This window comes from Candidatus Nitrosotalea okcheonensis, assembly GCF_900177045.1.
In the GTDB taxonomy this organism is placed as follows: Archaea; Thermoproteota; Nitrososphaeria; order Nitrososphaerales; family Nitrosopumilaceae; genus Nitrosotalea; species Nitrosotalea okcheonensis.
Genome location: NZ_LT841358.1, coordinates 486,137 through 506,987, shown reverse-complemented (window position 1 = coordinate 506,987; position 20,851 = coordinate 486,137). Strand labels below are relative to the sequence as shown.

The window sequence follows — 20,851 nt, the reverse complement described above, 5'->3', positions numbered from 1 at the left end:
TTATTTCACCGGATTTCTTGTTCTCGTAATTTCGCCCTATTATGCATTAGCTGTGGATATTGGTACAATCTTGATTCCAAAATTGGTATCAATCTCAAAAGCAAATGATGACTCGGATGCTTCGCTTGAGCCAATCAATTTTATGACCTTCATTACCTTTACTGCTTTTCCACCAATGCTTGCCGTACTGAGAGAAAAGTATACGTCACACGCAGATTTTATTCTCAAAGAAATGTCTTTTGGAGTTGATGTTTCGTGCATTGTGAGTATTACAGTCATGCCAGTTGAAACAAGGTGCTTACATCTGGTTAGAAAATCAAGTATCTGTCCTGCATCTGCATACATTGTTAAAAGTGATATGGAATCAATTATGACACAGTCAAAGTTCTTGGAATTACTACTGATGTATCTACCAATTACTGGCAGCAGATATGACGATTGTTTCTGTGACCACACTGCTCCGTATACATGTAGTGGAAGTATGGAAAACCGATTTTGTAAAAATGCCGTTGTAAAGTTAAAAGTAATTGTCTTCATCTTTTCGATATAGTCTTTGACTGTGTTCTCTGTTACACACAGCACCTTCATCTTTGATGATAGCATGCCTTGGATGAATTGTGCCCCTAGCGCACTCTTTCCTGTACCGTGTTCTCCTTCGATCATCATAAGGCATGGAGTTGGGATTCCACCTGCTAGTTGCCTGTCCACCTCTTCATTACCTGTTGGGATTGTTTTTATCATGTTATTATCACCGAACTTGTATCTATTACACCGTTATCTGTTCCAAAATTAATTGTAAAAGTACCACCTGAAGTAATAGCCTGATTTGATGAAATCATCTTTATATTGGCAGTTTCACCAGGATCCAAAAGTCCTGGATGATTCAAATCATTTGTTATGCTATTAATGCACCAATGTCCAGCTGTTAATCCGGTGCAACTACTTGAATATTGCAGAACACTGGTAACTCGATTACCTGGCAATAGTGGAGGGTATGATGCTATCGCGTCAAATTGTTTGTAATTCCATAGAATTGTATTTCCTGTATTGGTTATACTAAAAGTGGCGGTTGCCGTGGCTGCAGTATCTACAAGATTAGAAATACTAATGTTTGTGTGTATTATCGCATCTAAGGTGTTTGACATTTCTGACGAAGATCTGCTTATTTTTGCTGTATCATCAAGTATTGCTGGAAATGACATCATGGCATATACTATTGTAAAGGTAACAATTCCACCTGAGATTGCAATACTCAATCCCACTGCCCATCACCTAGCAGAATGTGGCGAAGTATTCATCGCTAACGCCGTTTGGTGTTGTTACTTGTAACTCGTATACATTACTACATTGAATGGTGGGTAAATTTGAAAGGTTGATCTGTACAGTATTTGCCTTGTCCCAACTAGTGACCTGGCTGGAAAATGTCCATGATGGCGATCCTACATTGTACGGGATTCTCTGCATTGCACCAGTTTGTCCAAAATACACATCAATGTTCTGTGTATTGGTAATAGAGTATGTCCCAATATTTTTCACCCATGCGTTTACGCTTGTAGATGTAGGATTCTGGGCATAAATGATTTTGATATTTGTCAGTATGGTCTGTTTCTGGTTCTCAGTTGTCTGGGTAAAAGTGGATTGGAATGTGCCTACCTTTGTCATAACTACTCCAGCAAGGCCCGCAGCTATAATAACGGATGCTATGATAAGAATTGCTTCTGTAAATACTGCTGAACCCATCTATTTCACCTTTGATTCCACTGTCACAAGCGAACCCTGTGACTTACCTTGATTCATCATGAGTTTAGCATATGTCAAATCAGCCTCCGTGTCTGCTATTCCCATGACTTTACCAAACTTGTACAGCATTACGAGTATCTCTTTAACTGATAATCCTGATTGGTCCATCAAACTAATGATATTGTATATGACTCGTTCATCTTCTTGTCTGAGACCCATCAATTTGCATTGTTCTATTAGGATGTCAATCGAGTTTCTATCTACTGTTTGAAGAATTTCTTCCAATATTGTAGTCGTTGTCATAAGTTTGCCAAGAGTGAGACTACCGTTGAACAACTGGGTAAATGGAATTGATTCATGTAATTCTTGTTTTGGTTGAATCTCCTCTATTTGTTTTGTAGTTGTTGTGGGTAAATTGTTGTTTGTTGTCACGGTCTGACTGGATTCTGTTTGTTGATCTTGACTATTTGGCATGGAATTTTCTGCACTGTTAACAATATGTATTGGTGATTGCTCTGCATGAAGTGGAAGTGTTGGATCTGATAATCCTTTGATATCTATGGAATCAAAATATTTGCGCATGAAATTTAGGGGATTTGCTATCTCTGTCTGAAATGCCTTGAGATCAGTCAATGATGTTTCAAATGTTAGTGTCAGATCTTGGATTGTACTTCGAATTGAATTGATTTCAGCTCTCACATCACTTACAGTGTCTTGCATTCTTACTAATTCTCTTTGAAATGGATCCACTGCACGTGTTACCATATCATTTAAGACATTTTCATCAACTACGGGGTTTGTCATAGCTGGGGCAACCATGGTTTCACCGGGTGATGCAGGAGAAGGCATGATCATGTCTGACATTCCACTGGGAGTGTTATTTGTCATGATCATACCACTTTCTTGTTTTGGTGCTTCAAAAGAAACGCTTTCAGTTGGAGATGCTGTTTGTTCTATTCCTTGGTCCAAGTTTTGATCAGACCTATTAGGCATTTTCTTTGCCGTGAATTTTGGGATGCCTACAAATATTGCTGCAATGACTACGACTGGAATTATAAAATAGTATATTGTTGTAGGAAAACTAAATAGATATTCTGGCAAAAGTTCGTAGAGGAATAAACCATAACATGCCATTATGCTAACTGTTGCAAATATTCGTGTTTTACTTGATAGTTTTGTTATCAAAAAGAGTGGATTTGATATACCGATCTTCAAATCACAATCTACCTACCCTAGGTCCACTGTTGTTGTTGTAATTGCTGGCACCTGTCTTTCCACAGTCAATGCAGAACCGGTTGGTACTATGACTTCAGCCTTGATGTTGTCTAGTTGTTTTGGCTGGTCACCGTTCTTGTAAACAATTATCAGGTTTGCATGTTCACCCTGGTCAAGTATGTTGTTGTTGTTCTTGTTTACATCCCAGTAAATCATTGCCTTGGTGCTGTTCGGATATTGATTGTCACCTAGATTAGTGAGTGGATCATGGTTTATGCATGCATTTCCAATCTTGGCAATTGCTACTGCACCGGAAGCATTTATGATGTTTCCACTACTTCCTAATGCACAACCTACTCCAAAGATGTTGTCATATCTTACGCTGTTGCTGTAATACTTGATGTCAGTCAAAGTAGGATCAAGACTTACTGCGTCTCCACCACCTGCTACCTTGAGTGGTACCACTGTGGCGTTGAGTTGAGAATGAGCAATGTCGCCAAACCCTGTTACCTTACCTGCAATTTCAAGTGCACTGCTTGCTTCTGTGACAGATGATGAAATTGCTGTCTTTGCCTTTTGTGTTGTTGAAAAACCCATGTTGAGAACGACAAAGGCTAAAGCTGCAGCAACGATTACGAATGCTATCATAACTATTGCAGACTCTATACCGATGACTCCTCTACGAGTCTTTCTGCTTCTTGATCTGGGTCTCAATATTTGTAATATATCATATTTAGGTTTTAATCATGAAGTATGTTTGATATGATCAAACATGAGGTTTGAATATTTACAAAATCTTACAACTGGATAATTCCATGCGTTATTAAATATTGGATGCTGAATACAAATTCGTTATCTGATACTGTATTGTTTGACCATCCTTCTGCCTTGGTCTTTACCCATTCTGGAATTATATTTGAATTAATTTTTGCTACGCTTTGGGTGTGGATTGCCATGTAACCGTTTTCGATCAAATATTGAACTGCATTGACAAATTCACTGTTTGTTATTTCTCCAGTAGACCACAGTCTTGCACTGTTTTTCATCCAATAATGTATGGTATATGCATCTTGTATTGGGATGGATGATGATGTAGGCCATGTGCTGTTAACCCAGATATTGGCATCTGTTATGGTGGATGGAAACCCAAAAAATGATTTTATCTTGTAATTATCACTAGTCTTAAAAATAGAGTTTGTAGCTTTGAATTCATACAGAAAGCTATTATCTGCAAGTAAATTGGTTTTATTTGTGTAGACTAGATTTCTCTGACTGTCAAATACTTGAATGGTAATAGGTGTAATCTGATATGTGTTATTTGCAATACCTGAAATTCTGATAGTGTCTCCTGATGAATATGATTTCTTATCTGTCTCGATACTGAAGTCTGGTGATACTCCCAAATATGCTATTCCAGCGTCGATTTTTCCACTCATCCAGGGATGAATTTTACAAAAATAATAGTAGCCAGACCACATGTCTGCAGGAATTTTCAAAGAAAAAATTCCTCCAGGCTTTATGATACCGCTGTCAAATATTTTTCCGGCATAATCTGGATGATCTAGAACACCACTTGTAACTGTGTGCGCAACAGTGTCGTTGTTTATCCATTGTACTGTTTCATTTTGTCTTGCGTTTAATTCAGTGGGCAAAAACGATGTACTATTTACTCCCGGATTTGTCTTTATCGTGATTTTCCATGGTATTGTTGAATTGTACGCAAATACATGTGATATTGGTATTGTGATGAGCATGACAAATAGCATTATGATGGCATATTGAAACAAGATCACATAAAAAATATCAAAAAAATAAGAAAAGAGGATGACGATTACCCAAATTAGACTAATGGGATAATTTTTTGAACAAAATGTTGTTTGTATTTTGGTATCTGTTGGTTGATCGCTCGAGGATATTTTATTAAAAATAAAAAAGAGGGACTGTTGAGTAAGTTTTCTGCTTACCCTAGGTCTACTACAGTTGTTGTAATTGCTGGCACCTGTCTTTCCACAGTCAATGCAGAACCGGTTGGTAGTACAACTTCAGCCTTGATGTTGTCTAGTTGTGATGGTCTGTCTGCACTCTTGTATTGAATTACCAAGTTTGCATGTTCACCCTGGTCAAGTATGGCGTTGTTGTTCTTGTTTACATCCCAGTACACAATTGCTTGCGTAGTTGTTGGTGCTACTGATGCTGTTCCATTTACTGCATTATGATCAGTACATCCTGCTGTAACTGCAGCAGCAACTGCTGCTGATACTGTAGTATATGATGTACTTGACAAAACACATGCACTCTTGTAGATGTTGTCATATCTTATGGTGTTGCTGTAATACTTGATGTCTGCCAAGGTAGGATCAAGACTTACTGCGTCTCCACCACCTGCTACCTTGAGTGGTATCACTGTGGCGTTGAGTACTCCACCTGAGACATATCCTATACCAGTTACCTTACCTGCAATCTCAAGTGCACTGCTTGCTTCTGTGACAGATGATGAAATTGCTGTCTTTGCCTTTTGTGTTGTTGAAAAACCCATGTTGAGAACGACAAAGGCTAAAGCTGCAGCAACGATTACGAATGCTATCATAACTATTGCAGACTCTATACCGATGACTCCTCTACGAGTCTTTCTACTTCTTATTGTAGAATTCATTAGTTGTAGTATAATATGTCATATACATATCCAACAGTGTGTATAAAATGATCAAACATTCAATCTGAGTTAAACAATGTTTTGCTCTCACATATGTCATGAAAACATAATGGAATAATTGTAATAAAAAAATAATTTCTAACAGTGGTATAACAGATCTTGAACTTTATTAAAAATAAAAAAGAGGGACTGTTGAGTAAGTTTTCTGCTTACCCTAGGTCTACTACAGTTGTTGTAATTGCTGGCACCTGTCTTTCCACAGTCAATGCAGAACCGGTTGGTAGTACAACTTCAGCCTTGATGTTGTCTAGTTGTGATGGTCTGTCTGCACTCTTGTATTGAATTACCAAGTTTGCATGTTCACCCTGGTCAAGTATGGCGTTGTTGTTCTTGTTTACATCCCAGTACACAATTGCTTGCGTAGTTGCTGGTGCTGATGCTGTTGTTCCATTCACTGCGTTTTGATTGGTACATCCTGCTGTAACTGCAGCAGCAACTGCTGCTGATACTGTAGTATATGATGTACTTGACAAAACACATGCACTCTTGTAGATGTTGTCATATCTTATGGTGTTGCTGTAATACTTGATGTCTGCCAAGGTAGGATCAAGACTTACTGCGTCTCCACCACCTGCTACCTTGAGTGGTATCACTGTGGCGTTGAGTACTCCACCTGAGACATATCCTATACCAGTTACCTTACCTGCAATCTCAAGTGCACTGCTTGCTTCTGTGACAGATGATGAAATTGCTGTCTTTGCCTTTTGTGTTGTTGAAAAACCCATGTTGAGAACGACAAAGGCTAAAGCTGCAGCAACGATTACGAATGCTATCATAACTATTGCAGACTCTATACCGATGACTCCTCTACGAGTCTTTCTACTTCTTATTGTAGAATTCATTAGTTGTAGTATAATATGTCATATACATATCCAACAGTGTGTATAAAATGATCAAACATTCAATCTGAGTTAAACAATGTTTTGCTCTCACATATGTCATGAAAACATAATGGAATAATTGTAATAAAAAAATAATTTCTAACAGTGGTATAACAGATCTTGAACTTTATTAAAAATAAAAAAGAGGGACTGTTGAGTAAGTTTTCTGCTTACCCTAGGTCTACTACAGTTGTTGTAATTGCTGGCACCTGTCTTTCCACAGTCAATGCAGAACCGGTTGGTAGTACAACTTCAGCCTTGATGTTGTCTAGTTGTGATGGTCTGTCTGCACTCTTGTATTGAATTACCAAGTTTGCATGTTCACCCTGGTCAAGTATGGCGTTGTTGTTCTTGTTTACATCCCAGTACACAATTGCTTGCGTAGTTGTTGGTGCTACTGATGCTGTTCCATTTACTGCATTATGATCAGTACATCCTGCTGTAACTGCAGCAGCAACTGCTGCTGATACTGTAGTATATGATGTACTTGACAAAACACATGCACTCTTGTAGATGTTGTCATATCTTATGGTGTTGCTGTAATACTTGATGTCTGCCAAGGTAGGATCAAGACTTACTGCGTCTCCACCACCTGCTACCTTGAGTGGTATCACTGTGGCGTTGAGTACTCCACCTGAGACATATCCTATACCAGTTACCTTACCTGCAATCTCAAGTGCACTGCTTGCTTCTGTGACAGATGATGAAATTGCTGTCTTTGCCTTTTGTGTTGTTGAAAAACCCATGTTGAGAACGACAAAGGCTAAAGCTGCAGCAACGATTACGAATGCTATCATAACTATTGCAGACTCTATACCGATGACTCCTCTACGAGTCTTTCTACTTCTTATTGTAGAATTCATTAGTTGTAGTATAATATGTCATATACATATCCAACAGTGTGTGACAACTGAACGAACATTGTGTTGATTGTAATCGTGAGTGCTGCGTTATTTTAAATATTAGATTTAGTATCACAATCAAATGACTGGGTGATTTTCTGATACAATGTAATATGATTTCAGGAGTTAATTAAAAATAAAAAAGACTGTTGAGTAAGTTTTCTACCTACCCTAGGTCCACTGTTGTTGTTGTAATTGCTGGCACCTGTCTTTCCACAGTCAATGCAGAACCGGTTGGTACTATGACTTCAGCCTTGATGTTGTCTAGTTGTTTTGGCTGGTCACCGTTCTTGTAAACAATTATCAGGTTTGCATGTTCACCCTGGTCAAGTATGTTGTTGTTGTTCTTGTTTACATCCCAGTAAATCATTGCCTTGGTGCTGTTCGGATATTGATTGTCACCTAGATTAGTGAGTGGATCATGGTTTATGCATGCATTTCCAATCTTGGCAATTGCTACTGCACCGGAAGCATTTATGATGTTTCCACTACTTCCTAATGCACAACCTACTCCAAAGATGTTGTCATATCTTACGCTGTTGCTGTAATACTTGATGTCAGTCAAAGTAGGATCAAGACTTACTGCGTCTCCACCACCTGCTACCTTGAGTGGTACCACTGTGGCGTTGAGTTGAGAATGAGCAATGTCGCCAAACCCTGTTACCTTACCTGCAATTTCAAGTGCACTGCTTGCTTCTGTGACAGATGATGAAATTGCTGTCTTTGCCTTTTGTGTTGTTGAAAAACCCATGTTGAGAACGACAAAGGCTAAAGCTGCAGCAACGATTACGAATGCTATCATAACTATTGCAGACTCTATACCGATGACTCCTCTACGAGTCTTTCTGCTTCTTACTGCCGAGTTCATTGTTTTTGGAATTGTGCTAGGTGGTATTATCAACAAGTCTGTGTGATTTGAACAAACAATGGATTGGTACAAAAATTGTCCATGTTTAGTAATTCTGGATAAAATTAGTGCCTAACATGTGTGTTTATTCTGTACATACGCTACTCTATATGATTGAAATAAGGCTAAAAGATGACAAAAAATGTATTATTTTACTTATTGTCTACTAGGTGTTTTCTCTCATGGAGTAAATTGCAATGAGTAACACTCTGTTAAAACCTGATGATGCAATGCATTCTCTAAAACAGGGTAAGGAAAAAGGCGGAAATTTTACACTTGAAAGGGTTGCAGAACTATCTGAAATTCTTGCAAGCAAGGTGGAATCTGCAATAAATGAAATTGAAAGACTAAACGGTCAGACTCATATGATTGCAATCAACGCAAGAATCGAGGCAAGTAGAGCAGGCATGGCAGGAAAAGCATTTTCGGTTGTAGCTGAACAAATGAATGACCTTTCGGGTAAAATTGGTATAGTAAGCAAGAAGATGCGAAATGAAAGTCGTGGTTCTATTGACGAATTGGGCAATCTAATTAAAACACAGGCAACTAATGTTAGGGGTACTAGATTTTCTGATCTTGCATTGACTAACATTGATCTAATTGACAGAAACTTGTATGAACGATCATGTGATGTACGTTGGTGGGCAACAGATGATACCATTGTCAATGCATTACATAAAAAGACAAAAGAAAGTTATGATCTTGTATCAAAACGACTTGGTATAATATTGAATTCTTATACGGTGTATTTTGATCTAGTCTTATGTGATCTTGATGGAAATGTAATGGCAAATGGAAGACCTGAAAGTTATAGATCTGTTGGCATGAATGTGAAAAACTCTGAATGGTTTTCAAGTGCTATGAAATCTACTAGCAGTGGAAAAGAATTTGGTTTCCAAACAGTCAACAAATGTCCTATGGTGAACAATGATCTAAGTCTTGTGTTTTCTTGTACTGTTCGTGAACATGGTGAACAAAATGGTTCTGTGATAGGAGTGCTTGGAGTAATATTTCGTTGGGAGGATCTGGCACAAAAAATTGTAAAAGGTGTACCGATTGCTGATGAAGAAAAAGACAAAACAAGGATATGCATAGTGGATGAAAACGGTCTACTTCTTGCAGATTCAAAGGATCTGTTGCTTGAAGATAAAATAGAATTTTTGGGCAAAAATGAACTTTTCAAGGAGAAAAAGGGTTTTGCAATATCGGATTATAACGATGAAAAATGCTGTATTGCACATGCTCTTTCTACTGGTTATGAGACATATGCCTCTGGGTGGCATTCAGTGATCATTCAAAAACTAAAGGCCTAGTTTTGCAGTCTTGGTAGGAACTGTAAAAACTACCATCTTGGAGGCGATCAAACACATTTGGCGCCAAAATGGTCTAAAATAAAGCCAAAACATGCGTAATTACTTTAATCCGTGTGTTCGTATTATCCCGTAATGAATAATATCTCAAATGGCTATCCATTTGATGACATATGGGGCAAAATGAGGGTCCCAGATCTAGAACCGTTAAGTAAAGAAGACGGATATCGTTGGGGCCTATCTAATCTGGAATATGTCAAAAGGGAATTGATAAAGTTGGAGGAGCGAGCATTAGCAAGACATGATGTCGAATTACTTCATGACATTGTTTCTTCAAAACTACGGGCAATAGAGGCTGAAGAAGAACTCAGAAAGAAACTAGCGGATCTACAAAAATAAAATTCTGATTTTTAATTTTAATCATTTTAATGTAAAAAAACTAGTATTGAAATTAGTAATTTCTATGTATGATCAATTCAAACATACGTGAACATATTATGACTCTAGCCTGATAAATTGATGTTAAATGAACTTCAAGTCGATTTTCCAAAAAAGTCTCAAGACAAAAATTATTGCAATGGTCAATGTAGCCTCGGCCATATCTATAGCAACTATATCTGTTGCAAGCTATTCTGCTGCTGGTCATGCTTCTGGTAATGATGATACTGCGCGATATATCATAACTGGTGTCATAATGCAAGGAGTAGTAGGTATTTCTGCATATTTTATGGCACGCTCTATTGCACGACCTATATTGAAAATGGCAGAAGTTGCAGAAAAAATTAGCCGCGGTGATCTTACAGTAGATTTATCAATGTCAAAATCAAATGATGAACTTGGAAAACTAACTAATGAGTTTGGCAACATGGTTGTAAGTTTACGTCAATTGGTATCTCAGGTAAGAGATGGCTCATCACTAGTTGCGTCAAATTCTGAACAGGTAGTGTCTTCAACGGAACAAATGAATTCATCTGTACAACAAATCTCTTCAACTATTGAACAGATATCAAAAGGCTCACAGACGCAGGCCCATGAACTGGAGGAAACAAGCAAGGTTGTGGTCAAACTTACAGGAGAAATGAAAAAATTGGCTTCAAAAGCTGGAACGACTGCGGATCTCACAAAAGAAGTTGGATTGATATCTGCAACAGGTTCCAAATCTGCATCAGAAGCAGACTTTAGAATGTCAAAAATAATCAGTGTCACAAACGAATCTGCAAAAAAGATCAAAGAACTGGCAGAGAGAAGTGGAGAAATTACAGCCGTTGTGGACGTGATACGAAAAATTGCAGATCAGACTAATTTACTTGCACTCAATGCTGCAATAGAAGCAGCTCGTGCGGGTGAAGCTGGAAGAGGATTTGCAGTAGTCGCAGATGAAGTTAAAAGACTTGCAGAGGGCTCTGCAAAATCATCTGAAGAAATAGATGGTCTGATAAAACAGATACAGGAAGATGCCAAGGCAACTGTACTGAGTATAGAGGGAGGAACAAAGGAAGTGTCTGAAGGCCGAATTGTGATAGATAAAGCACTAAAGGCACTAAATGAAATAGCTTCCAAAGTAACCGAAGTATCAGTAAACGTACTAGATGTGGCAAATATCACACAAGTCCAAGTTGGTGCAATAGAACAATTGTCAAAGGCTGCTTCTGAAATCGCGGCAGTTTCTGAGCAAAATGCTTCCGCAACTGAAGAGGCCTCTGCTGCTACTGAACAACAAACTGCAGGAACTCAAGAAATTGCAGCGTCTGTACAAAAAATGGCAGTCATGGCAGATGATCTTACAAAGATTACTGCTGGTTTCAAACTCCCAGAAAACTCTGAATCCAAACCAAGAAACTATGATGAAATAAAAAAGGAGGTAATTGTACGATGAGTGAGACAATCATTGAAGGAAATCTACAGATTGTTGTATTCAGCCTACTTGATTCCAAGTTGCATAAAAAAGAAGAATATGGTGTTTTGATCGAACAGGTACGAGAGATACGTCCTCTGGAGTCTATCACCAAGGTACCTAATGCAAAAAGCTATGTTCTTGGAGTGATGAATTTGAGAGGTATGATTGTTCCAGTAATAGATGTAAAAGAAAAACTTGGTTTCTCAAGTGATGGTACATCAAGTCCAAAAGCACGTGTTCTTGTAGCTGATGTGGAAGGACATCTTACTGGTCTTTTGATTGACGAAGTTGATCAAGTAATGAGAATCACATCAAAAGAAGTAGAAACAAATCTTTCTGGAGGTCTTGAATCGCTAGAATATGTCAAAGGTGTAGCAAAAATTTCAGGTAGATTAGTTGTACTTTTAGATATGGAAAAACTTTTGAAAGATACTACATCTGTGCAGGAGGCATAATCATGTCTACCACTAGCGCAGTCAAAGTCCTGATTGTAGATGATGCATCATTTATGAGAGTTGTACTAAAAGATATACTGGTCTCTCATGGACTGGTATCGCAAATCCATGAAGCCGGAGATGGCGTTGCTGCAGTAGAGGCATACAAGCAATTCAAGCCAGATATTGTCACAATGGATGTAAACATGCCCAAGGCAGATGGAATCCAGGCTCTCAAGGCAATAATACAGTTCAATCCTAGGGCAAAAGTAATCATGGTTACATCAGTCGAGCAAAAACACATTGTGCAGGATGCTATAAAATCTGGTGCAAGAGACTATGTGATAAAACCATTTGATAGATCTAACGTGGCAATGGTGATGAGCAAGGTTATCAGGTCTAAATAACATGATGACCACATCTGAGAAAAATCAGATAAGCGTAATGATAGTAAATGATTCTCCTTACATGGTATCTCTTCTAAGTGATTTATTATCTTCTGAACATCATATCAAAATAGTAGAGACTGCGCGCGATGGATTGGAAGCATTACGAAAATTACGACATCTATCACCTGATATCGTACTCTTAGATATGGAAATGCCAAATATGGATGGATTAACTTTTATTGAAAATGTAAATCTCCTACCGGAAAAAAACTTGCGTATTATTGTAGTTAGTAATTACAGTCCATCTAACGCCAAACTTATTCTAGATTCCCTTGAACTTGGTGCAGTAGATTTTATCTCAATACCTCCTGATGATCCACATGTAGTTGAAAAACTCAAGGGAACATTACTGTCAAAAATAGAGGTTGCATCCAAATCCAATAGAGATGCACTTATTCCAAAGGCAATTTCAAAACTGAGACCATCTAAAAATACCGATATCGTATCTGATGGAATGGCATCCACTGTTGTAGTAATTGGTGCATCTACTGGGGCGCCTAGAATAATCACCAACATTCTAAAAGATATACCGAGTGACATTCCTGCCGGATTTTTGATTGTACAACACATGAATAAGGAATTCGTTTCAACTTTTGCACAAAGACTTGATGCAATTTCCAAATTGCACGTAAAACAGGCAGTAGAAGGTGACCAAATAATGGAAGGAACTGCATTACTTGCTCCTGGTGATATGCATATGGTGGTGTCTCCATCGCATCAAATCCAATTGGATCATGGACCAAAAAGATTTGGAGTAAGGCCGGCAGTAAATGTTACAATGGTATCTGCTTCTGAAGTATTTGGGGCAAGTACTATAGGGGTACTGTTGTCTGGCATGGGACAAGATGGAGCTTTTGGGATGAAGATGGTGAAAAAAAGAAGTGGTATTACGCTTGCTCAAAATGAATCCTCTTCGGTAGTATATGGTATGGCAAAAGCTGCAAGTGATCTTCATGCAGTTGACAAAATGGTTGACGCTGATAACCTGGCACATGAAATTGTAAAGGTGGTCAAACAAATTGTCTGAAAACAGTAAATACCGTGAGATGTTTGTGCAAGAGGCATTAGAGCATGTTGAAAGTTTAAACCAACATCTCTTAAAATTTGAAGAAGAACCAAATGTACGGGAACATGTTGATGTGCTGTTTAGATCTGCTCATACGATAAAAGGCATGGCTGCAACTATGAGTTATGATCAGATTCGTGAGATCTGTAAAACAATTGAAGAAATTTTTGACAAATTTAGAAAAGGTGAAGAAACAATAACCACGGAACTTGGTAATGTGATATTTTATGGAATTGATCTCTTAAAACAACTAATACATGATGAAACAAAAATAATTAATCTTGATGAATTTCTCAATTATGTGAAAAATCCCTCAGATCTAAAACAAAATCATGATGAATCAGAAACTACATTGACCCCGCAGGTGAAATCACCAACAGTTAGAGTGAAAATGCAAGATTTGGATTCACTTGTAAACTTGGTGGGTGAGATGATGATATCAAAAATGAGACTAGAACAGATATTACACACTCACGACTCCGATGAAGGCCGAGAGATTCTAATGACTCTGGGCCGATTGATAACTGATATTCAATATCAAACAATGAAAATCAGATTGGTCCCAATTGATCAAGTCTTCAATAGATTTTCACGAATGATAAGGGATGTTTCAACTTCGCTTGGAAAAGAAGTGAAACTTGATGTAGATGATTCTGGCATTGAGCTTGACCGTACTGTATTAGATGCCATAACTGATCCACTTCTTCACATGCTCCGAAATGCAGTGGATCATGGGCTTGAAACTCCCTCTGAACGAAGAGAAAAGGGGAAACCGGCAACCGGTACCATACGACTCCGTGCAAGTAGGATTGGAGATCGCGTAGAAATCTATGTGGAAGATGATGGAAGGGGGATTGATCTTGAAGCTATCAAAGCAAAAGCATTAGAAAAACAAATTGCTACAGCTGAGGGGATTGCACACATGTCTGATGAGGAAATCATCGGTCTGATTGGAACTCCTGGGCTTTCAACCGCAAAAGCAGTTACTGATATTTCTGGTCGTGGAGTAGGAATGGACGTAGTCATGACACAGGTGAAAAATGTAGGGGGGCAGGTAAAGATCCTCACCACGAAAGGAAGCGGTACTAGCATAGTACTAACAATTCCAATGAGTTTGGCCATAATTGGTGGCTTGCTTGTAAATATATCCAATCAAAAATATGTACTCCCACTTTCTAGCATATCTACTACTATCACGGTAGACAAAAATGAGATAAAAAATGTACATGGAAAAGAAATGATAACACTTAGAGACAAGGTTGTACCTGTAATTAGGGCATCACAAATTCTCGGCTTAGTTTCTACACTTGATGAGGTATCTAACTCTCAGATAAATATTGTAGTAGTGGATAAAGATGGTAAATCTTATGGTTTGATTGTGGATTCACTTGAACGAGAACAAGAAGTTGTAATAAAACGTCTTGATGGATTATCAAATTCATCTAATGCATTTTCCGATGCTACGATATTGCCTGATGGTAAAGTAGCATTAATTCTAGAACCGTCATTGTTGGTGTAAAAACGAAAATGCCAGCTAATGCGTTAAATTCTGTTGAATTGAATGTTCTTGAGGGAGTTCTTGATTCATACATAACTCAAAAAACATCCGTTGCGCTATCTTCACTTCTTGGAGAATCAATTCGACATGCTGTAAAACAAACACATGTGGAAATTTCTAAGATTGGCGATATGAATAAAGTTGTAAAAGAAATAGTGGCTTGCTCTGTATTTCTATATGGCGGAGGTGATATCCGTCTCGGTATTTTGTACACTATACCAGAACAAGATGCAAAACAACTTGCTGCAAAACTAATGTGTATTGATAAAATAGATTCTCTTGACGATTTATCCAAATCTGCGATATCTGAAGTAGGAAATATAATGTCAGGTTCATTTTTTAATGCACTATCTGATCATACTGGATTAAAGGTAGAACTTTCTACTCCTGATTTTGCTATGACATCCATTTCTGCATTATTGGAGCCACATGCATCTGAATTTGTATGTCCTACTAGTGATATAGTCACCGAAGTTGAATTTACTGGAAACAATAGTGGTTTACGATTACACATGCTGATAATCCAAGATTATGATAATGCAAGAAAACTAATGAATCCTAAAAGGTGACAAGTGTATGGAAAAACTCACTGTTGGTTATTCTATGAATATGATTGATGGTTTTGGTGAAAAAAATTGAGCCTAAATGATCTGACCCTTGATCCAAATATCATGGCTGAATTTAACAAAGTTTTTGCAAGTTATGGACTAGATCTTGCCAGATACAAACCTGCCTTTATAAAAAGAAGATTGGATAGAAGGATGAGAATACTGAACATTTCTGAATACTCAAAATATCTTCTCACACTAAGAGATGACCGTAAAGAATTTGAGGAAATATTTGCATCGCTTTCTATTAATGTAACAAATTTTTTTAGAGATTCTGCAGTATTTGACAGATTTCAGTTATCAATATTGCCTAAAATATTGTCAGATCTTAGAGATAATAAAATACGTGTTTGGAGTGCAGGTTGTGCTTCAGGTGAGGAACCATATTCTATTGCAATGATGTTCAAACAAGCTACCGAAAAAATATCTAATCTTAAGGTCGAAATTATTGCAAATGATGTTAACAAATTTGCAATTGAATTTGCACAACGCGGAATATATCCTGCAAAAAGCGTGGAAAGTTTACCAGTTAATGTGATATCAAATAATTTTCAACAAAGAAATAGCGCTGACAATAATGTGGAATATGAAGTCATATCAACCATAAAAAATATGGTAACCTTCAAAGTTGGTGATATTTTGTCTTATGCGATACAGTATTTTGATGTAATATTTTGTAGAAATGTATTAATATATTATGAAAAAGAAGCACAAGAATTAATCTTTACAAAGTTCTATAATGGTTTGAAGGAATCAGGGTATTTAGTATTGGGAATGGACGAAACTATGTTTGGACGGAGATGTCAAAAATTATTTAATCCTTTAATGGCAAGAGAAAGAATTTATCAAAAAGTCTTACCGCAAAATAATTAAAACGCTATTTTCAGAAATTGAAAAATTCATGTAATTTATTCTTGTATGATCAAATTGAACAAACGTACCGATATTACAATCTTTATTAAAAAAACTCTTGATGGTGTTTGTATTTTTGTATTCTATAGCACTTGATACTGGTGAACCTTTTTTACTGAGAACTTGTGAAAAATATCTGAAAAAGATGTGGAGGCATAATCATGTCTACCACTAGCGCAGTCAAAGTCCTGATTGTAGATGATGCATCATTTATGAGAGTTGTACTAAAAGATATACTGGTCTCTCATGGACTGGTATCGCAAATCCATGAAGCCGGAGATGGCGTTGCTGCAGTAGAGGCATACAAGCAATTCAAGCCAGATATTGTCACAATGGATGTAAACATGCCCAAGGCAGATGGAATCCAGGCTCTCAAGGCAATAATACAGTTCAATCCTAGGGCAAAAGTAATCATGGTTACATCAGTCGAGCAAAAACACATTGTGCAGGATGCTATAAAATCTGGTGCAAGAGACTATGTGATAAAACCATTTGATAGATCTAACGTGGCAATGGTGATGAGCAAGGTTATCAGGTCTAAATAACATGATGATATTTCATAAAATACTCTGTGTTTCAAAAATTACATTTTTTTGCATGATGAATGGTGAGTTGTAAAAATTTTGAGTACTAGAAACAATGATCTGCAAAAATTAAATTCTACTCTTGATTCTTTCATCGTTTACAAAACAATTCCATCGCTTAGTTCTCTGTTAGAAGAACCTGTAACACACATTTTACGGAAGACTCGAGAAATCCCAATAATGAATTTGGATGTGATAATTCAAGATCTTGAAGAAACGAATGCCATGTCCGCGGTGTACATAAAATGCGTAGGAGATATTCATATGGGGGTATTGTTATACCTGCCAGAACATGAATCAAAAATATTAGCTGAAAAATTACTTGGTAAGCCAATATCTGAAGAATTTGTTGGACTTGCTACGTCGTCAATATCTGAAATTGGAAACATACTTACTGCATCACTAATCAATGCAATATCAATTGGTACTGGATATAAAATATGTTCATCAGTTCCTGGTTACGCCATTGAATTCTTCAGAACACTACTAGAAGCAGTAGTATCAGATTTTGAAAATAAGTCTGATTCTTTGATTATGTCAACTGTAGAACTTCATGGGATAAATTCTGGTCTACACGTACAAATACTCCTTATTCAAGATCCTTCTGAAATAAAAAAACTTTTGATATAGAGTTTGATTTTTCAATGAATAACGTGATTGAAATAAAAATGGGAGGCTTGGAAATAATAACTGATGAAACAAAAGAATTGAAAACTTTTGTTGGTTCATGTGTTGCCATTTGTTTATTTGATCTAGTGTCAAAAGTTGCAGGCATGGCTCATATCATGTTACCAAAAAAATCTGATGGTATACAATTTACTGGGAAAAATGACATTGGAAAATATGCTGATGAAGCACTCTCGTACATGGTTGACAATATGATTCACAAAGGTGCAGATCCAAAGAGAATTAAAGCAAAAATGGCAGGAGGGGCTACAATATTTGCCCATGAATCTGAAACCAATCTATTCAATGTTGGACCAAAAAACATAGCATTCTTGAAAGAGATCTTAGAGGAAAATAACATTCCTCTAGTCTCTGAAGACACAGGTGAAAATTTTGGGAGATGGGTTCGATTTAATTTGCGTTCGGGTGAGATGCTTGTTGCATCAAATCTTAAAAAATTTGAAAAAACTATCTGATTTTATCATATGTTTGAATGTTCCATTGCACTAATCTAAGTTGCCGTTACTGACTAGTAAATTAGGAGTTTGAATATGCACAAAAGAATGATTTCTTAGATAAATAGATATCAAACCTTGTCCAAACGATCTGTGGGAATGATAGGCACTGAGGGACAGGCTATCTGATATTAAGGAAAAGCTAATTGTATTTGCAGTAATTACTGGCATATTTTTGCCTGTACGGATGGTTTTCTATGAGTATTTTTCAGCTCACTGGATTGGTAGCCTGGGCCTTGTTTCTTCGCTTATGTTTGTATTGATATTTTTGGCTCACAAACAAAAACTTGGGCGTTTTGGTAATTTGTTTTTGAGTCAAATGACAAAAACAATAAAAGGAAAATCTGGTAAAGTTGCAATTACGCTCTCGCTTGTTTTAATTGCATATTTTACAAGTACTCTCGTATGGATTGAACGAGGAAATACTGTATACTCTGATGAAAAACATTTGATATCAAATATGTTATTTTCAAATTATGACACAAATAAAATGAGTCCTAGTGACATTCATAAAATTATGGATATCAAGCAAGGAAATATGGTGTTTGATGTATCATATGTTAACTATGCAGATCACATAATATCAATGACTTATGCCATAATGAATGATATGATGGGAGGGTGGATGGTCAACTTGGATACAATACTTCTTGTAGAACAATTTGAATTTCTAGTATTTATAATTGTGTATAGAAAAATTTACAATTTGCCAAAAACATTGGTGTTAAACTAATTTTTGTCATTGTCCATGTTTTCGATAATTTTACTTTACAAGAAGTATTGGACATGTTGCATGTTGAGACACTCCTATTGAAACACTACCTAAGAGCAGTGGCTTGAATCCAGTATTTCCTCTGGTCCCCATGACTATGAGATCAACTTTGTTGGAATTGGCAAATGTTGTCAACGCTTCAACTGCTGAATTACATGACATGACATGCACATCTGCAGAAATCTTGTTTACTTTTGCAATTTCTTGTAGCCTTGCTAGATCTATTATTGCATTATTTTTTAGACTGTCCATATTCTTTATGTGCTCTGAAATGTAAAACGATTCATCTTCAGGCGGCCTAAACAAACAGGTGACAAGTGTAATTTTGGATCCAAATTTTGTTGCAATTTCTAATGCTACCTGAAATGCATGCTTTGAATAATTGGAACCGTCATATGGCACAAAAATGTGTTTGAACACTATTTCACCAGCATTATTACTAGTGGTGAATAGGTGTGGAAATAACTTAGCTTGTTTGTGTTAAAAACATGGTATGACCATGTATTTATTTTTAGGATTGGTCATTTGTTAAATATGTGTTGAAAATGAGTTCATTACAGCATTGTGTTTGTTTGAAATAAACAACCACAAGGGTTAATGTATCTGATACGTGATTAAAAATTGGATTGTCGCAATCTCAGCCTGAGCCACAGAAGACTCTTTTAGAAGATCTAAGTACATTAACTGGTAAAGCCTTCAAAGAGCTTGATGCAACAAGGTGTGAATTACAAGAAAAAGAACGACGTCTGACAAATATTGCAAACGAATCGATGGAGAAGATCAAAGAATTATCTACCATCAACCATGATTTACAAGACAAGGTGGGGTTTTTACTTGATATTAGCGCATCTTTGAATAAGAAAAATGACGAATTAATCAGGTCTAATCTAGAACTTGAGAAGCAGAAATTTCATTATGATCAAATGACTAGGGATTTAAAGTCTAAATTAGACACTGTACTATCAAAAGAAAAAGAATTATCTATGCAACGAGACTTTCTCGCAAAACAAGTGGATGAAAAGACACAAGATCTTATAAACGCTGAAAAATTCACAGTGATAGGAGAATTGGCAGCAAGGCTTGCACATGACCTCCGAAATCCATTATCTGTTGTTAAAAATACAATGGACATAATGAGAGCAAAACCAAACATGCGTATTGAGGAAAAATTACCACATTTTGGAAGGTTTGACAGAGCCATTCAGAGAATGACGCATCAGATAGACGATGTTCTAAACTTTGTAAAAAGATCTGAACTCTTGTTACAACAAACATCATTACTTTCAATGGTTGACAGTGCAATTAGTAATACCCTGTTGCCTCCTGAAGTTTTAATATTAAAACCACATACTGACATAGCAATAAATTGTGATTCGCGAAAACTCGAAGCTGTATTTTCCAACTTGATAAGTAATGCAGTACAAGCAATGGATGATAAGGGGGAAATAAAGATCCGTGTAATGGATTTAGGTTATAACATACAGATTGAATTTGAAGATACCGGTCCTGGGATTCCACTTGAAATCCAGTCAAAGATATTTGATCCATTGTTCACTACAAAACAAACCGGCACTGGTCTAGGACTTTCAATATGTAAAAATATTGTAGAACAGCATGGTGGTACACTAACAGTAAAGTCACCACCAACTGTTTTCACCGTAAGATTGCCGAAAAACATAGCTCCCAAGTATAATCTGGATGGTAATTATACTCTCTAGATTA

Annotated in this window: 25 protein-coding genes; 14 read left to right on the top strand and 11 right to left on the bottom strand. The window is 36.9% G+C overall.

All coding sequences use genetic code 11. From position 1 onward, the window contains the following. Positions 1 to 39: 39 nt before the first annotated feature. From BQ3481_RS03055 to BQ3481_RS03010, 10 genes are all read right to left on the bottom strand, one after another. Positions 40 to 741, bottom strand: a complete 702-nt coding sequence (locus tag BQ3481_RS03055; RefSeq protein WP_157926918.1) for an ATPase domain-containing protein — start codon at positions 739 to 741, stop codon at positions 40 to 42. Further along, entirely contained in the window at positions 738 to 1,256 is a 519-nt protein-coding gene (locus tag BQ3481_RS03050) for a hypothetical protein (RefSeq protein ID WP_162287731.1), read from the bottom strand. Before BQ3481_RS03050 ends, BQ3481_RS03055 begins: the two co-directional genes overlap by 4 nt. Positions 1,257 to 1,272: 16 nt before the next feature. Beyond that, entirely contained in the window at positions 1,273 to 1,740 is a 468-nt protein-coding gene (locus BQ3481_RS03045) for a flagellin (RefSeq protein WP_157926916.1), read from the bottom strand. After that, complete coding sequence (locus BQ3481_RS03040; RefSeq protein ID WP_157926915.1) at positions 1,741 to 2,955, bottom strand: hypothetical protein; 1,215 nt, start codon at positions 2,953 to 2,955, stop codon at positions 1,741 to 1,743. A 12-nt stretch (positions 2,956 to 2,967) separates the two neighbouring features. Continuing rightward, complete coding sequence (locus BQ3481_RS03035; protein WP_231911848.1) at positions 2,968 to 3,669, bottom strand: archaellin/type IV pilin N-terminal domain-containing protein; 702 nt, start codon at positions 3,667 to 3,669, stop codon at positions 2,968 to 2,970. Between the two features lie 83 nt (positions 3,670 to 3,752). Further along, positions 3,753 to 4,709 (bottom strand): cupredoxin domain-containing protein, encoded by a 957-nt coding sequence (locus tag BQ3481_RS03030; protein WP_162287730.1) that lies wholly within the window; start codon positions 4,707 to 4,709, stop codon positions 3,753 to 3,755. A 206-nt stretch (positions 4,710 to 4,915) separates the two neighbouring features. Continuing rightward, a complete protein-coding gene (locus BQ3481_RS03025; RefSeq protein ID WP_157926912.1) occupies positions 4,916 to 5,608 on the bottom strand; it encodes an archaellin/type IV pilin N-terminal domain-containing protein in 693 nt (230 codons plus the stop codon). Positions 5,609 to 5,817: 209 nt separating this feature from the next. Further along, positions 5,818 to 6,510, bottom strand: a complete 693-nt coding sequence (locus tag BQ3481_RS03020) for an archaellin/type IV pilin N-terminal domain-containing protein (RefSeq protein WP_157926913.1) — start codon at positions 6,508 to 6,510, stop codon at positions 5,818 to 5,820. 209 nt (positions 6,511 to 6,719) lie between these two features. After that, entirely contained in the window at positions 6,720 to 7,412 is a 693-nt protein-coding gene (locus BQ3481_RS03015; protein WP_157926912.1) for an archaellin/type IV pilin N-terminal domain-containing protein, read from the bottom strand. Positions 7,413 to 7,617: 205 nt separating this feature from the next. Then, a complete protein-coding gene (locus BQ3481_RS03010; RefSeq protein WP_231911847.1) occupies positions 7,618 to 8,352 on the bottom strand; it encodes an archaellin/type IV pilin N-terminal domain-containing protein in 735 nt (244 codons plus the stop codon). Between the two features lie 203 nt (positions 8,353 to 8,555). Between BQ3481_RS03010 and BQ3481_RS03005 the strand changes: the two genes are divergently transcribed. The 13 genes from BQ3481_RS03005 (at position 8,556) to BQ3481_RS02945 (ending at position 19,090) form a co-directional block, all read left to right on the top strand. Continuing rightward, positions 8,556 to 9,671 carry a methyl-accepting chemotaxis protein gene (locus BQ3481_RS03005; RefSeq protein WP_157926911.1) on the top strand — a complete coding sequence of 372 codons (1,116 nt, stop codon included), beginning with the start codon at positions 8,556 to 8,558 and terminating at the stop codon, positions 9,669 to 9,671. A 132-nt stretch (positions 9,672 to 9,803) separates the two neighbouring features. Then, positions 9,804 to 10,067, top strand: coding sequence for a hypothetical protein (locus BQ3481_RS03000; protein WP_157926910.1), 264 nt, complete (start codon positions 9,804 to 9,806; stop codon positions 10,065 to 10,067). A gap of 127 nt (positions 10,068 to 10,194) precedes the next feature. Then, on the top strand, positions 10,195 to 11,544 hold the full coding sequence (locus BQ3481_RS02995) for a methyl-accepting chemotaxis protein (protein WP_157926909.1): 1,350 nt from the start codon (positions 10,195 to 10,197) through the stop codon (positions 11,542 to 11,544). After that, positions 11,541 to 12,020, top strand: coding sequence for a chemotaxis protein CheW (locus BQ3481_RS02990; RefSeq protein WP_157926908.1), 480 nt, complete (start codon positions 11,541 to 11,543; stop codon positions 12,018 to 12,020). Before BQ3481_RS02995 ends, BQ3481_RS02990 begins: the two co-directional genes overlap by 4 nt. A 2-nt stretch (positions 12,021 to 12,022) precedes the next feature. Continuing rightward, positions 12,023 to 12,406, top strand: coding sequence for a response regulator (locus tag BQ3481_RS02985; protein WP_157926903.1), 384 nt, complete (start codon positions 12,023 to 12,025; stop codon positions 12,404 to 12,406). A 1-nt stretch (position 12,407) separates the two neighbouring features. Continuing rightward, a complete protein-coding gene (gene cheB, locus BQ3481_RS02980; RefSeq protein WP_157926907.1) occupies positions 12,408 to 13,475 on the top strand; it encodes a chemotaxis-specific protein-glutamate methyltransferase CheB in 1,068 nt (355 codons plus the stop codon). Beyond that, positions 13,468 to 15,033, top strand: a complete 1,566-nt coding sequence (locus BQ3481_RS02975; protein ID WP_157926906.1) for a chemotaxis protein CheA — start codon at positions 13,468 to 13,470, stop codon at positions 15,031 to 15,033. The genes cheB and BQ3481_RS02975 overlap by 8 nt, the downstream gene beginning before the upstream one ends. 8 nt (positions 15,034 to 15,041) lie before the next feature. Beyond that, the gene (locus tag BQ3481_RS02970; protein WP_157926905.1) at positions 15,042 to 15,641 is read left to right on the top strand and encodes a chemotaxis protein CheC; all 600 of its coding nucleotides are present in this window, start codon (positions 15,042 to 15,044) and stop codon (positions 15,639 to 15,641) included. Between the two features lie 66 nt (positions 15,642 to 15,707). Continuing rightward, complete coding sequence (locus BQ3481_RS02965; protein ID WP_157926904.1) at positions 15,708 to 16,553, top strand: CheR family methyltransferase; 846 nt, start codon at positions 15,708 to 15,710, stop codon at positions 16,551 to 16,553. Between the two features lie 200 nt (positions 16,554 to 16,753). Further along, positions 16,754 to 17,137 carry a response regulator gene (locus BQ3481_RS02960; RefSeq protein ID WP_157926903.1) on the top strand — a complete coding sequence of 128 codons (384 nt, stop codon included), beginning with the start codon at positions 16,754 to 16,756 and terminating at the stop codon, positions 17,135 to 17,137. A 78-nt stretch (positions 17,138 to 17,215) separates the two neighbouring features. Beyond that, complete coding sequence (locus BQ3481_RS02955; protein WP_157926902.1) at positions 17,216 to 17,806, top strand: hypothetical protein; 591 nt, start codon at positions 17,216 to 17,218, stop codon at positions 17,804 to 17,806. Positions 17,807 to 17,829: 23 nt separating this feature from the next. Beyond that, positions 17,830 to 18,318, top strand: coding sequence for a chemotaxis protein CheD (locus BQ3481_RS02950; RefSeq protein WP_157926901.1), 489 nt, complete (start codon positions 17,830 to 17,832; stop codon positions 18,316 to 18,318). Positions 18,319 to 18,667: 349 nt separating this feature from the next. Next, positions 18,668 to 19,090: a hypothetical protein gene (locus BQ3481_RS02945; RefSeq protein ID WP_157926900.1), complete on the top strand. Its 423-nt coding sequence runs from the start codon at positions 18,668 to 18,670 to the stop codon at positions 19,088 to 19,090. 30 nt (positions 19,091 to 19,120) lie between these two features. Here BQ3481_RS02945 and BQ3481_RS02940 read toward each other — a convergent pair whose 3' ends face one another. After that, on the bottom strand, positions 19,121 to 19,549 hold the full coding sequence (locus BQ3481_RS02940; RefSeq protein WP_157926899.1) for a universal stress protein: 429 nt from the start codon (positions 19,547 to 19,549) through the stop codon (positions 19,121 to 19,123). 206 nt (positions 19,550 to 19,755) lie between these two features. Between BQ3481_RS02940 and BQ3481_RS02935 the strand changes: the two genes are divergently transcribed. Further along, positions 19,756 to 20,847 (top strand): sensor histidine kinase, encoded by a 1,092-nt coding sequence (locus BQ3481_RS02935; protein ID WP_157926898.1) that lies wholly within the window; start codon positions 19,756 to 19,758, stop codon positions 20,845 to 20,847. The last annotated feature ends 4 nt before the right edge of the window (positions 20,848 to 20,851 follow it).